Raw genomic sequence first — 14,235 nt, 5'->3', positions numbered from 1 at the left:
ACTTCATGGGGATGTGTGACAATGCCCGTCGGAAAACATCTGCTGTCTTTGGGGGTCTATCTATGCTGTACGAGTTTTGTGCCGAGAACTTTGAGCGGGTGCCGGCGGCTATCGAGGCCGGTGCGGGGCGCATTGAGCTGTGTGACAACCTCGCCGTCGGTGGCACCACGCCTTCCGCCGGCGTTATTAGCGCTACAGTCAGCTACGCTCACGAGCATGACGCGCGAGTGATGTGCATGATCCGTCCGCGTGGTGGCGACTTTCATTACAACCAGGACGAGCTGCGCATGATGGAGATGGACCTGGGCCTTGCTGTGAGCGCCGGCGTTGACGGCCTGGTCTTTGGCTGCTGCAAGCCCTTTGCCGGCGGATGGGCGCTCGACGAGCTTACGCTTGGCGCCCTCGTGATGGCTGCGGGCTGCGCGACCGAGGAATGTAAGCGTGAGCCCATCGACATCACCTTCCACATGGCATTTGACCAGCTCTCGCCCGAGGCTCAGCTCGATGCGATTGATACACTTGCCGACTGCGGCGTTACGCGCATCCTCACGCATGGCGGCGCTGCCGGTACGTCGATCGAGGATAATTTCGATCACCTGACTCGTTTAATCGAGTATGCGGGCGATCGTTTGACCATCCTTCCCGGCGGCGGCATCACTACGGCAAATCGCGACGCGGTCGCGGCGGCGCTAGGCGTCTCCGAGCTCCATGGCACCAAGATCGTGCCGCTAGAGGTATAACCCGTGGCGCTGGTATTTGACGTTCAGCAGGCGAGCGGTAAGCCCGACGATAATCGTCGCCCTGGCACCGCGTGCCCCTTTTGCGACACGGAGGGGCTTGCCAACATCATCCAGCGCGATGGTGACTGCATCTGGCTCGAGAATAAGTTCAAGACATTGCGGGCCACACGTCAGACCGTATTGATCGAGTCTGCCAATCACGACGCCGACCTGGTGACCTATGAACCGGATGAGCTGCATCATGTGATGCGGTTTGCCCTGGGCTGTTGGCAGCAGATGATCGATTCCCAACAGTACTGCAGTGTGCTCATGTACAAGAACAAAGGCCCGCTTTCGGGCGGCAGCCTCGTCCATCCGCACATGCAGATTGTGGGTTTGGAGCAGGAAGACGGCTATGCTTCGCTGACTTCTGCCAATTTCGAAGGCATCAATGTCTGGCGACAGGGGAGAATCGCGGTCAACATCTCAACCGAACCGATCATGGGGTTCTTTGAGATCAACGTTTCAGCCCCGCAGGGAATCGCCGCCAGCGATGACACGAGAGACCAAGCCGAGGCGGATCTCTTCGCCGACGCAATCCAGTTAGCTCTGCGCTATATCTTGCACGAGCACCATGGCGGTCGTGCAGAGTCGTACAACCTGTTCTTCTATCACATGAGCGGCCGGACCATTGCCAAGGCGCTTCCACGTTGGGTGGTTTCACCCTACTTTGTCGGGTATCGGCTGGCTCAGGTCAATGCTGAGACCACGCTCGATGTCGATGCGGAGCGACTCCGCGCACATCTGGAGGCGCTCACATCGTAAAGTGAGCGCCCGCACACTGCGGACGGTTTAGCGCGCCATTGCATCGCGGCCGGCCTCGACCCGCTTGCGCTGGGCGGCGCGCTCCTCGCCGGTCAGACGTTCAAAGAGATGTCCGATAAGCGAGGCGAGCACCTGCTGAAACAACGTTCCACACATGACGGGAAACACAACTTCGCCCGGAAAGTATTGCGTGGCGATGACGGCGCCCGAAGAGATATTGCGCATGCCGCAGGTAAAGCACATGGTGGTCGTCTCGCTATACGGCAGGTGCAACGCGCGGGCGACCAGAATGCCCACGACAAAACCGCTGATGGCGAACGCCAGAATAAAGAGGGCGACTTCCAGGCGCACCGCGTTCATGTGTAGCACGTACTCGCTCATGGCGGTGGAGTTGGAGGCAATAACGCCCATCATCATGAACTTGCAGGCGGGCGAGAGCGCGGGGGAGAGTTTCTCGTGTCCCCAGCCGTGCGTGAGCTCGTTGATCACGATGCCGAGCACGGCGGGGATGGCAATCATAAAGGCCATGTTCTGCATCATGCTCGGAACATCGATTGCGACGGTGGCGCCCAACAGGAGCTTGAGCGTGAGCGGAATCGTTACGGGCGATATAACCGAGGACGTCAGGATGATGGTGAGCGCGAGCGGGCCGTTGCCGCCGAACATGCTGATCCACATAAAAGCGGTGACTGCCACGGGCACACTGTATTCGAGCACGATGCCGCAGACAAGGTTGGGGTTGGAACCAAAGAACAACGATCCCATGGCATAGGCCGCGATGGGAATAAGCGCCGCCGAGACCAACAATGCCACAATCAGGTGCAGCGGACGGTGGAACACCTCGGCTACCTGGTGAAAGGTGTTGCTGAGCGCACCTTGGAACGTCATAAAGGCAAACAAGGTGGGAACGATGGGCTTGAGAACGCCGATCTGTTGAGGAAAGAGCACGCCGAGCGCCACGCAAATCGGAACGATGATTTGCATGTGCCCCGCGAGAAACTTGCCCAGTCCAACCCATTGTTTCATATGCTCTTGTGACTCCCTTTGCTCGTGAATCCGTTTTGACTGGATATGCTAGACGCTCACATGTGTCCGTGCGTCAGAAACGCTCGATTATTTCGAGGGTATTACCGGCATCGTTTACCGAAACCGCGGCGTGCTGCGGCGATTTGCGTCCGCGCCGCACGGTATAATAAATCCGTTCAACAGATCTGCCTGCCGAAGCGGGCATACACAGAGGACTCATCGCTATGAACCGTGAGAGGTATTGCGGCGACCTGCCCCTATCGGGGGTGGGCGCCTATGTCATCGCTTAAGACGACGCATCGCTGGGCGGTCGCTCAGCAAAATCCCGAGCTCGAAAAGGAGCTTTCGGCTGGTCTGGGCATACCCGGGCTGGTGGCGCGCATTATGGTTGCGCACGGCATTACATCCATCGAGGAAGGCCAGCTATTTTTGACGCCTTCGCTCGACCGTGATTGGGCCGATCCACTCATTATCCCGGGCATGTCGGTCGTTGCCGACCGCGTCGAGCGTGCTATTCGCAACCGCGAACGCATCGCCGTCTTTGGTGATTTCGACGTCGACGGTATTACATCGACCTGTCTGTTGACCGAGGCACTGCGCACGTTTGGCGCCGATGTTACGCCGTTTATTCCACATCGCTTTGACGAGGGCTACGGTCTTTCGCGCGCGGCGCTCGACCGCGTTAACGAGCTCGCTCGTCCCCAGCTGATCGTGACCGTCGATAACGGCATTGCCGCCAAAGAAGAGGTTTCCTATCTGGAGAGCCTGGGGATCGATTTGGTGGTCACGGACCATCACGAGCCCTCCGATCAGGTGCCGCAGGGCGTGCCCCTGACCGACCCTAAACTCGAGGATAAGGGCCCCTCGCGTGAACTTGCCGGTGCCGGTGTGGCGCTCAAGCTGGTGCAGGTTTTGGGCGAGCGTCTGGGCAAGCCGTCGTATTGGCGTTCGCTGATTGAGGTCGCGGCACTGGGCACCGTGTCCGACATGATGCCGCTCACGCCCGAGAATCGCGCACTGGTCGCCGAGGGCATCCAGCAGATGCGCGTGACGGCTCGTCCCGGTTACATCGCGCTTGCAGCGCTCGCCAAGGCCGATCTGGCTACCATTACGGCGGACGGTCTATCGTTCTCGCTCATTCCCCGCTTAAACGCCGCCGGCCGCATGGCCGATCCCAAGCTGGCGCTCGACCTGCTGCTTGCCCGCGATCCTATCGAGGCAAGTGCACTGGCGGCCGAGCTCGAGGAGATCAACCGTCAGCGTCGCGAGATTGAGGCGGAGCTCACGCGTGATGCCATGGCAAAGGTCGAGGAGACCTATGATGGCGGTCGCGCAATCGTCGTGGGTGGCGAGGGCTGGCACGAGGGCGTTAAAGGCATCGTGGCGAGCCGCCTTACCAACCGATATCACGTGCCGGCGTTGCTCTTCTCTATCGAGGACGGTATAGCACGTGGCTCGGGCCGCTCGGTGGGCAAGGTCAACCTGTTCGAAGCCGTCGAGCGCTGTTCCGACCTGCTGATTCGCCGCGGCGGGCATGCCGGTGCGGTGGGCGTGACCATCGAGGCGTCCAAGCTCGACGAGTTCCGTCGTCGCCTTTCCGCTGTGCTGTCCGAGCTTCCCGCCGAGGACTTTGAGGACACCGATGAGGTTGCCGCCACGGTCGACCTTTCCGAATTGAATATCGAGACCATCGAGCAGATTTCCCGCCTTGAGCCGTTTGGCCAGGGTAATAAGGTGCCGCTGCTGGCTGCCGAGGGCGTGACGATGTGTGATCGTGCCGTGGTGGGTAAGACCGGCGAGCATATGCGCTTCGTGGCGACGGATGGAGCCGCGAGTGTGCCTGCCATTATGTTCCGCGTACCGCAGATCGATAGGCTTATCAATTGCGACAGCGCCGTCGACTTGGTATTCGAGGCCGTTGCCGAGCATTGGCAGGGACGTGTGAAGCCCAAGCTCATGATCAAAGATGTCTTGGTCCGCGATACCACGGCACCCAGCGTTGACGACCCGGCATGTGAGCTTCGCCGCGGCGTACAACCGGCGGATTCTGGACTGCGCCTGGAGTCGCGTAAACGCGAGACGCTTGCCCAGCTTTCCTATACCGAGCTCACGCGCTCGCTCATTCACAGCTTTATCGGATCGAACCAGCCGCACCGCGCGCAGGTCGAGGCGCTCGATGCCCTGGCCGATCACCAAAGTGTTCTGGCCGTTATGGGAACGGGGCGCGGCAAGTCTCTTATCTTCCATGTGCATGCCGCGCGCGAGGCGGTTCTTCGCGGGCGTGCGAGTATCTTTGTCTATCCGCTGCGCGCGCTCGTTGCCGACCAGGCCTATCACCTTTCCTCGACGATGGCCGCGCTCGGCATTGGCGTAGGCGTGCTGACCGGCGAGACCGTGGAAGCGGCGCGCGATGACGTGTTTGCCGGCTTGGCTTCGGGCCGCACCGGCATCGTGCTCACGACGCCCGAGTTTCTGTCCATTCACCGCGATCGCTTTGCGCGTTCGGGGCGCATCGGTTTTGTCGTTATCGATGAGGCGCATCATGCCGGTCTTGCCAAGGGCGGCGACCGCAGCGCCTATCTCGACATGCCCGATATCCTCAAGGCCCTGGGCGACCCCGTTGTCATGGCGGCAACGGCTACCGCGACGGCTCCGGTTGTGGCGGAGCTTGCTCGTGTATTACCGATTACCAGGACGGTGGTCGACGAGACCGTTCGCGAGAACCTGCAGCTCGAGGACGACCGTGACCTTGCGAGCCGCGAAAATCGCCTGGTGTCGATCGTGGCGACGGGGGAGAAGACCGTCATTTACGTGAACTCGCGCGACCAGTCCGTGGCGCTTGCCAAGACGTTGCGCAAACGCGTGCCTGACTGTGCGACCCATATCGCGTTCTATAACGCCGGGCTTGCGCGCTCCGATCGCCGCCGTGTTGAAGAAGCCTTTAGAGACGGAAGTCTCAGCTGCATCGTTTCAACCTCGGCTTTTGGTGAGGGCGTCAACCTGCCCGATATCCGCCATGTCGTGCTCTACCACATGCCGTTTGGTGCGATTGAGTTTAACCAGATGAGTGGCCGTGCCGGCCGCGATGGCCAGCCCGCCGTGATTCACCTGCTCTATTCGTCGCGCGACGCCCGAATTAACGAGCGCCTGCTCGATTGTTACGCGCCCGAGCGCGATGAGCTTGTCACGCTCTATCGAGCGCTGCAGACCATGTGGCGCTCCAACCGCGGCAAGACGGGGGACGATTCATTCTGCGCGAGCGATATCGACATCGCTCAGATGTGTCTTGCCATCGATGCTCGCACGCCGGTCGACGAGCGCTCGGTGGAAAGCGGCCTGGGAATCTTCGAAGAGCTTGGTTTCTGTCGCGTTTCGGGGTTTGACGATACGCGTCGCATCGCGATGGCCGAAAATCCCGGTCGCGTGCAATTAAGCAGGTCAATTCGCTATTTGGAGGGCTTGCGCTCGCGCATGGAGTTCTCGGCTTTCCGGAGCTGGGCGCTCGATTCGTGCGCTTCTGATATGCTAGCCAAAGTTAACCGCCCGATCGTACCGCGGGCCTAGGGGAAGGGGACCTCGATGGATGCCGCAGCCCGTACCGCCCATGATTCCACCCTCCAGCCGTTCTCGGAGATGGAGCACTATAAGCATGCTGATGAGCTGCCGCCCGAGATTATGGCGGACAGCTACGACAAGCTGGAGCGCCTGTGCCTCAAATATATGAATGAGGATGACTTCTCCAAGGTGGAGCAGGCCTACTGCTTTGCTGCCGAGAAGCACTGCAACCAAAAGCGGCGCTCGGGCGAGATGTACATTAACCATCCCGTCGAGGTTGCCATCATTTTGGCCGATCTTAAGATGGACTGCGATGTGGTGTGCGCCGCGCTGCTGCACGATACCGTCGAGGATACCGAGACCTCGCTTACCGATGTTTCGGGTCTGTTTGGTGATACGGTGGCCGAGCTCGTCGATGGCGTGACCAAGCTCACCAACATCGAAGTCGACAGCATGGACGAGAAGCAGGCCCTCACGCTGCGCAAGATGTTCCTCGCCATGTCCAAGGACATTCGCGTCATCATCGTCAAGCTCGCCGACCGCCTGCATAACATGCGCACGCTTGCCGCCCTGCGCGAGGACCGCCGTCTGTTTAAGGCGCGCGAGACCATGGACGTATACGCGCCTCTGGCCGACCGCCTGGGCATGAGCTCAATCAAGTGGGAGCTCGAGGACCTGTCCTTCTTCTACTTGGAGCCCGATGCCTACCAGCGCATCGCGCGCATGGTAGCCGAATCGCGCGAGGTTCGCGAGCGCTATCTTGCCGAGACCATCAAGACGCTCACCGATGAGCTCAATCGCATTGGTCTTGAGGGCTTTCAGATCAACGGTCGTTCCAAGCACTATTGGTCCATCTATCAAAAGATGAAGCGCAAGGGCAAGGAGTTCTCCGAGATTTACGACCTGGTGGCGCTGCGCGTCATCACTCATTCGGTGCGCGATTGCTATTCCACGCTTGGTGCCGTGCATACCTTGTGGCATCCCATGCCCGGTCGCTTTAAAGACTATATCGCCATGCCCAAGGTCAATAACTACCAGTCACTCCATACGACGGTTATCGGCCCCACGGCCCGCCCGCTTGAGATTCAGATTCGAACCTATGAGATGCACGAGCAGGCAGAGTACGGCATCGCCGCCCACTGGCTGTACAAGAAGTCGGGCGGATCGTCTGCCTCTAAGACCAACGATGCGCAGCGTCTGGACGACCAGATCAACTGGCTTAAGCACTCACTCGACTGGGCGGCGTCTGACGAGATCACCGATGCCAAGGAATACCTGCACTCACTGAAGGTCGACTTGTTCGACCAGGAAATTTTTGTCTTTACGCCCAAAGGCGAGGTCATGGCGCTTCGTGCCGGCTCTACACCGCTCGACTTTGCCTACGCCGTTCATACCGAGGTCGGTAACCACTGCGTCGGCGCCAAGATCAACGGTGCGGTGGCGCCGCTCACGCACGAAATCAAGACGGGTGACCGTGTCGAGATTCTGACTAACAAGAGCTCTAAGCCGTCGCGCGATTGGCTTAAGATCGTCAAGACACCTTCGGCCAAATCAAAGATTCGCCGTTACTTCGCCGCCGCGACCAAAGACGATGACGCTGCTGCCGGCCGCGATATACTGGCCAAGGACCTGCGCAAGCGCGGGTATGGCATCTCTACGCCGCGATCAACGCGTGCGCTCAACGCCGTAGCGGAGCAGTTTAACTTCAAGCAGCTCGAGGACCTGTTTGCCGCCGTCGGCGCCGGCAAGGTTGCCCCGCGCGCTGTGGGCAATAAGGTCGAGCAAATCTTGGACCCCAAGCCCGAGGAACAGCTCACCAAGGCCGAGGCTATCGCCGAGGTCGTGAAACAGCCTGCTCGCGGCTCCAACCGCAAGCCGCAAAAGCGCGGCAAGAGCGCAAGTAACGGCATTATCGTCAAGGGCGAGAGCAACAGCGGCCTGCTGGTCCGTCTGGCTCATTGCTGCAACCCCGTGACGGGCGACGACATCGTCGGCTTCATCACGCGCGGTCGTGGCGTTTCGGTACATCGCGCCAACTGCCCCAACGTCAAGGGTCTTATGGAACATCCCGAGCGCATGATCGATGTGGAGTGGGACGGCGCTGCCGACACCCTCTTCCAGGTCGAGATCGTGGTCGAGTGCTTGGACCGTATGGGCCTGCTCAAGGATGTCACCATTGCCATTGGCGATGCGGGCGGCAATATCCTTTCTGCCGCCACGTCGACCAACCGCGAGGGTATTGCAACCCTGCGCTTTATGGTCGAGATCTCGGACGCGAGTGGTCTGGATCCGCTGCTGGCTTCCATCAGCAGTGTCGATTCGGTCTACGACGCTCGCCGTCTTATGCCCGGCGAAGGCGGAGCTCAGCTCAAGCGCCGTGTGTAGGTGCGAGAGCCTCTCAGCATCATAGATATTGGTTACGTTCGAGGCATCGTTTGGTGCCTCGAACGTATTTTAGAAGGAGGGTATGCGCATGGGCGATATGACTTTGGACCTGACACCCCGAGGTGCGGCTTCGATTGAGGCGCTCGTCAACGGCCCCATTCAGACCAACAGTTACGCCGTGATTTCGAATGACGAGTGCTTAATCGTCGATCCGGCGTGGGAGGGCGAGTGTCTTGTGGAGCATATCCGCACCGCGCATCCTGAGGTGCGCGTACTCGGCTCTGTCTGCACGCACGGTCATGCCGACCATGTTGGCGGGGTTGCCGGGGTTCGAGCTGTCGTTGGCGACAGCGCGCTATATGAGTTGTGCGCTAAGGACTTGACGGTACCTCGCGCAAATATCGAGGAGCAGCGCGCCATGTGGGGTATCGAGACACCCGATCCGGGTGAGCCGACGCGTTTGCTTGCCGAGGGCGATACAATCGAGGTGGGCGACGTCTGCCTGCAGGTGATCGAGACGCCGGGGCATACGCCGGGCGGCATCGTCCTGTTCGCCGCGACCGAGCGGGGGAACATCGCCTTTGTGGGCGACACGCTTTTCCCGGGCAGCCACGGTCGTACCGATCTTTCCGGCGGTGACGAGGCGGCGATTATGCGCTCGCTCTCCAAACTTGCCAAGATGCTTCCGCCCGATACCGTTTGCTTGACGGGCCATGGCGATTCGACCACGATGGCGCGCGAACTTATGCAGAACCCGTTTATGCAGATGTAGGCTCGAAGCCGTCGTCCGAACCACGAAGACCGCTCAATCGTCAAGCTATTTTCCCCAGTGGGTCGATTCTGTGGGGCAAACGGTCAAAATTTGTCCAATCGGATGGTATTCGTGAACAAACGAACGTTTATGCTCGGGTATGTCGTGGTAAAATCTCAGGCGTTATCGGAGCAACCTTACAGGAGGTTTCTTTTATGCTCGTCAACGCAGCAGACATGCTCAAGAAGGCCGAGGCCGGCAAGTACGGTCTCGGTGCCTTCAACACCAACAACCTCGAGTGGACCCTGGCTATTCTCCAGGCCGCCGAGGAGGCCAAGTCTCCGCTGATCCTTCAGTGCACCGCTGGTGCCGCTAAGTGGATGGGCGGTTTCAAGGTCTGCGCCGACATGGTCAAGGCTGCCGTCGAGGCCACGGGCGTTACCGTTCCCGTCGCCCTTCACCTCGATCACGGTTCTTACGAGGACTGCTTCAAGTGCATCGAGGCCGGCTTCACGTCCATCATGTATGACGGCTCTCACGAGGAGACCTTCCAGCTTAACCTCGACCGCACCAAGGAGCTCGTTGAGCTTGCCCACTCCAAGGGCATGTCCATCGAGGCCGAGGTCGGCGGCATCGGCGGCACCGAGGACGGCGTGACCTCCAGCGGCGAGCTCGCTGATCCTGCTGAGTGCAAGCAGATTGCTGACCTGGGCGTCGACTTCCTCGCCTGCGGTATCGGCAACATCCACGGCGTGTACCCTGCCGACTGGGCTGGCCTTTCCTTCGAGCGCCTGGGCGAGATTAAGGCTCAGACCGGCGACCTGCCCCTCGTCCTGCACGGTGGCACCGGCATCCCCGAGGATCAGATCAAGAAGGCCATCTCCCTGGGTATCTCCAAGATCAACGTCAACACCGATCTGCAGCTCGTCTTCGCCAAGGGCGTTCGCGAGTATATCGAGGCTGGCAAGGATCAGCAGGGCAAGGGCTTTGACCCCCGCAAGCTCCTCAAGCCTGGTCGCGAGAACATCGTTGCCCGCACCAAGGAGCTCATGGAGGAGTTTGGCTCCGTCAACAAGGCGTAAGCGTCGCTAAACTTCCCGCCGGAAGCCCCGTCTCCCTACACTGTTTCCTTTGCGCTCACCTGGCTTCGCCAGAAGTCGCGCCAAGGAAACAGTTCCGGGGGACGGGGCTTCCTTCGTTTAACGCCGCAGGGTTACGAGTCTGAATTAAGGTGGCTACTGGCTTCGCTAGAAGTCGCGCGACGGAATCAACTCCGGGGAAACGGGGCCTCCTTCGTTAACTCGCTACAGGGTTACTGGGCTGAATTCATTTTTTCTAGGTACCGTTTATCGGTGTTGAGGGTTCCTTTATTGGGGCTTTCTTTTTTATCTCGCTACAATGGGCTTCAAGAGTTCTAATGACTTGGAGTTTGGTATGGCTGTTATTAATGTGCTGCCTTCGGATGGGAAGGTCATTGACGAGGGTCCTGTTGGTTGCTCTGTTGATGTTTGCTGTGATGATTTCCGTCATCTCGATATTGGACTGCCGCCCGAGATTCTTCGTCTCAAGGATGCCGGATATTTGACGCAGGCTGTTGCGGCTTGTGATCGTCTTTTGGGGCAGAATCCCGATCCCTCGCTTGCTGCCTGCGTTCGTGCCGAGCGGTATCGCATGCTTGAGACGCCGCTTCATTTTTCGGTGTCGCGCGATCGGGCTATTGCGATGATTCGCGAGGAGTGGCCTGAGTTTACCGAGGAGCAGTTTGACGATCTGATTGACCGTAAGCGTATTGACTGGCGCTTTATCGATGGCGAGCTGTTCGTTCTCGACAACTTCCTCGATTCGCTTCGCGTATATCCCAAAGAGGTCCCCGGCATGCGTCCCGATCCTACGGACGGAATTGCACTGCGCAACGAGATGCTCAAGGAGATGGAGTCACAAAACGGATTGACTCGCGTTATTACGCTTAAGGCGTCCTTGTCTGTCCCCGGCGCTCTAGAGGGGGAGACCGTTCGCGCTTGGCTTCCCGTAGCCGCCACCTGCCGCCAACAGTCTCAGGTCGAGATTCTCGACATGACGCCGGAGGGTGCTGTTGCTCCCGCGAACGCTTCGGCGCGTACCGCCTCGTGGTCTTCTTCGAGTGAGCGCTCATTCTCGGTGACTTATCGTTATCACATCGATGCTGCTTATTGTGATGTCTACGGTGGCGCACTTCCGGTTCATCCGCGTATGGACGCGCCTCTGCCCGAGGATATTTCCGAGGATCGTCCGCACATTGCATTCACGCCGTATCTGCAGCAGCTGACGGCCGGTGTTGTTGACGGACTCGAGGATCCGCTCGATCGCGCCCGTGCTATCTATGATTACCTGACGCAGTATATCGACTATCGCTATCAGCCGCCGTACTTGCTTTTGGGATCTATTGCCGATGACTGCGCGCATTCGCTCCGCGGCGATTGCGGCGTTATGGCGCTCACGTTTATCACCATGTGCCGTATCGCGGGCGTGCCTGCCCGTTGGCAGAGCGGCCTCTACGTTGCGCCCGATTCGGTGGGGTCGCACGACTGGGCAGAGTTCTATACGCCGCAGACCGGTTGGCTCAACGCCGACGTGTCATTTGGATCTTCTGCTCGCAGGATGGGGGAGGAGTGGCGCCGCCGTCACTACTTTGGCAATCTCGACCCATGGCGTATGGTGGCCAACAATCGATTCCAGGCAGAGTTTGAGCCCTCTTTCGACGGCATGCGCGAGGACCCTTACGATAACCAGATGGGTGAGGCTTCGGTCGACGGTCGCGGATGCCGTCAGCGCGAGATGCTACGCACGGTCGAACTCATCGAAATGCTCGAAGTTCCATTTTCGGACTAATCGGTAGAAAGCTGTGATAAACTAACTCACGCATTACGTGCCCGAGTGGCGGAATTGGCAGACGCAGTGGACTCAAAATCCACCGTTGGCAACAACGTGCGAGTTCGAGTCTCGCCTCGGGCACCATACATGCAAGTGAGCGTTCAAGGGGGTTGCGGCCCCCTTTTTCGTGCCGAACTCGCGTGAGCGCGCGAAGCGTTAAGCAAACAGGCCTGCGGCCTGTTTGTAGCGGAGCGTGGCGAGGGCGCCGCGCGTCCGAAGCCCGGGGCTTCGCGAAGCGAAGGCCCTTCGAGTCTCGCCTCGGGCACCATACATGCAAGCGAGCGTTCAAGGGGGTCAAGGCCTCTTTTTCGTGTACGTAATGTGATAACGCGCTGTACGTGTTATTATTCGCAAGGCGTTGTTCCCGCAATGCCCTAAAGAGGAACCCGAGGGTTCCCACCTTTTGGCGCCAATGAGCAGCTGACTGGTCATACAACTTAGATTCCCTTCCTCAAATCGAGGATGTCTATGTGTACGACCTGGTTGCTGAGAAGCGCCGGGTTATTTTTTTATGAATGGAGGTAGGGAAAATAGCTAAGTCTGATGACACCCGCATCAACGACGAGATTACTGCATCTTCGTGCCGTTTGATTGGCGTCGATGGCTCTCAGCTCGGCCTGTTCGCCATCCGCGATGCCCAGCGCGTCGCCGACGATCAGGGTCTCGACCTGGTCGAGATCGCTCCCAACGCGGAGCCGCCGGTCTGCAAGGTCATGGACTACGGTAAGTTCAAGTACCAGCAGGCCATGAAGGCCAAGGCTGCTCGTAAGAACCAGTCCAAGGTCGAGGTCAAGGAAATGAAGTTCCGACCCAAGATCGACGTTGGCGACTACGAGACCAAGAAGGGCCACGTTCTGCGTTTCCTCAAGAAGGGCGCACGCGTTAAGATCACCATCATGTTCCGCGGCCGTGAGATGGCTCACCCGGAGCAGGGCCTTAACGTTCTCGAGCGTCTCGCCGAGGATCTCAAGCCTTACGCTACGGTCGAGTCCAAGCCTAAGATGGAAGGCCGTAACATGCTTATGCTGCTCGCCCCGATTAAGGGCGCCTTCGATGAGGATAAAGCGGCAAGCGATACCAAGTAACTAGTGTTCTGTAACCGATTAAGGAGTATTTCATGCCTAAGATGAAGTCCCACAGCGGCACCAAGAAGCGTTTCCGCAAGACTGGTACCGGCAAGCTTATGCGCGCCAAGGCTTTCAAGAGCCACATCCTGAGCAAGAAGTCCACCAAGCGTAAGCGTGGCTTCCGTCAGGAGACCGAGATCGCCGCTGCCGACCGCAAGGTCATCAAGTCGCGTCTCGCCTAAGTTCGCGTTCCCGTTTTTCGTTTTACCGTCTAGGAGTTGATAGAACATGGCACGTATTAAGCGCGCTGTTGCCGCCAAGAAGAAGCGCCGTACCGTTATGCACCGTGCGAAGGGTTACTACGGTGCCGCTTCGCGTACTTACAAGCATGCTAAAGAGCAGGTCCAGCACTCCCTGCAGTATCAGTATCGTGATCGCCGCAACAAGAAGCGCGAGATCCGTTCTCTTTGGATCACTCGTATCAACGCTGCTGCTCGCCTGAACGACATCTCTTACTCTCAGTTCATGCACGGCCTGAAGGTTGCCGGCATCGAGCTCGACCGCAAGGTCCTGGCTCAGATGGCTTACGAGGACATCGAGTCCTTCAACGAGCTGGCTACCATCGCCAAGAAGGCTCTCGAGGCCTAATAGATTCTCTTGAATCGCTAGGGGAGTGTCGCGTTGTGCGCGGCGCTCCCTCTTTTTATCTGAAGCGCGGTTTACATTGCTAAAAGCGCGGGTAGATATACACTTACAGGTGACCGATCTCTATATATTCCTGAACCAAAGGGTCATCATCTGATACGTGCGGAAGATCCGCACCAGTCTTTCTATTACCTATAGAAAGCAATATGTTGTGTAGGACTTGTGAAGAGTGGAATTGACGTCCCACGGGGCCCCTCCGGTCTGGCAATATATCTCCTTGCCGCGCGGCCCGGTCGAACCGGATGAGCCGCGGGGCGTGCACCTTGAGAACCGGATACTGCGAGGATGGACA

At 58.9% G+C, this 14,235-nt stretch carries 11 protein-coding genes and 1 tRNA gene; 11 read left to right on the top strand and 1 reads right to left on the bottom strand.

The window, feature by feature from the left end; genetic code table 11:
* Positions 1–62 precede the first annotated feature (62 nt).
* Both KTF55_RS00060 and KTF55_RS00055 read left to right on the top strand, forming a co-directional pair.
* Positions 63–740, top strand: a complete 678-nt coding sequence (locus KTF55_RS00060) for a copper homeostasis protein CutC (RefSeq protein ID WP_217107706.1) — start codon at positions 63–65, stop codon at positions 738–740.
* A 3-nt stretch (positions 741–743) separates the two neighbouring features.
* Positions 744–1,544: a DUF4931 domain-containing protein gene (locus KTF55_RS00055; RefSeq protein ID WP_217107707.1), complete on the top strand. Its 801-nt coding sequence runs from the start codon at positions 744–746 to the stop codon at positions 1,542–1,544.
* A gap of 27 nt (positions 1,545–1,571) precedes the next feature.
* Here KTF55_RS00055 and KTF55_RS00050 read toward each other — a convergent pair whose 3' ends face one another.
* Positions 1,572–2,570, bottom strand: coding sequence for a bile acid:sodium symporter family protein (locus tag KTF55_RS00050; RefSeq protein WP_217107708.1), 999 nt, complete (start codon positions 2,568–2,570; stop codon positions 1,572–1,574).
* A gap of 276 nt (positions 2,571–2,846) precedes the next feature.
* Between KTF55_RS00050 and recJ the strand changes: the two genes are divergently transcribed.
* From recJ to rplT, 9 genes are all read left to right on the top strand, one after another.
* Positions 2,847–6,134, top strand: a complete 3,288-nt coding sequence (recJ, locus tag KTF55_RS00045; protein ID WP_217107709.1) for a single-stranded-DNA-specific exonuclease RecJ — start codon at positions 2,847–2,849, stop codon at positions 6,132–6,134.
* Positions 6,135–6,149: 15 nt separating this feature from the next.
* Complete coding sequence (locus KTF55_RS00040; protein ID WP_217107710.1) at positions 6,150–8,510, top strand: bifunctional (p)ppGpp synthetase/guanosine-3',5'-bis(diphosphate) 3'-pyrophosphohydrolase; 2,361 nt, start codon at positions 6,150–6,152, stop codon at positions 8,508–8,510.
* Positions 8,511–8,598: 88 nt separating this feature from the next.
* Positions 8,599–9,282, top strand: a complete 684-nt coding sequence (locus KTF55_RS00035) for an MBL fold metallo-hydrolase (protein WP_306794045.1) — start codon at positions 8,599–8,601, stop codon at positions 9,280–9,282.
* Between the two features lie 194 nt (positions 9,283–9,476).
* Positions 9,477–10,343 carry a class II fructose-1,6-bisphosphate aldolase gene (gene fba, locus KTF55_RS00030; RefSeq protein ID WP_217107712.1) on the top strand — a complete coding sequence of 289 codons (867 nt, stop codon included), beginning with the start codon at positions 9,477–9,479 and terminating at the stop codon, positions 10,341–10,343.
* A gap of 352 nt (positions 10,344–10,695) precedes the next feature.
* Positions 10,696–12,129 carry a transglutaminase-like domain-containing protein gene (locus tag KTF55_RS00025; protein ID WP_117769792.1) on the top strand — a complete coding sequence of 478 codons (1,434 nt, stop codon included), beginning with the start codon at positions 10,696–10,698 and terminating at the stop codon, positions 12,127–12,129.
* Between the two features lie 39 nt (positions 12,130–12,168).
* Positions 12,169–12,255 (top strand) — tRNA-Leu (locus KTF55_RS00020).
* A gap of 431 nt (positions 12,256–12,686) precedes the next feature.
* Positions 12,687–13,256, top strand: coding sequence for a translation initiation factor IF-3 (infC, locus tag KTF55_RS00015; RefSeq protein WP_006234423.1), 570 nt, complete (start codon positions 12,687–12,689; stop codon positions 13,254–13,256).
* Positions 13,257–13,288: 32 nt separating this feature from the next.
* Complete coding sequence (gene rpmI / locus KTF55_RS00010) at positions 13,289–13,480, top strand: 50S ribosomal protein L35 (protein ID WP_006234422.1); 192 nt, start codon at positions 13,289–13,291, stop codon at positions 13,478–13,480.
* Between the two features lie 46 nt (positions 13,481–13,526).
* Positions 13,527–13,886, top strand: a complete 360-nt coding sequence (gene rplT / locus KTF55_RS00005) for a 50S ribosomal protein L20 (protein ID WP_006234421.1) — start codon at positions 13,527–13,529, stop codon at positions 13,884–13,886.
* Positions 13,887–14,235: the final 349 nt, after the last annotated feature.

The sequence above is a fragment of the Collinsella sp. MSK.8.10 genome, from assembly GCF_019041915.1.
Lineage (GTDB): Bacteria > Actinomycetota > Coriobacteriia > Coriobacteriales > Coriobacteriaceae > Collinsella.
The sequence above is the reverse complement of the archived record's forward strand: the minus strand, read 5'-3'. Positions and strand labels throughout refer to the sequence as shown.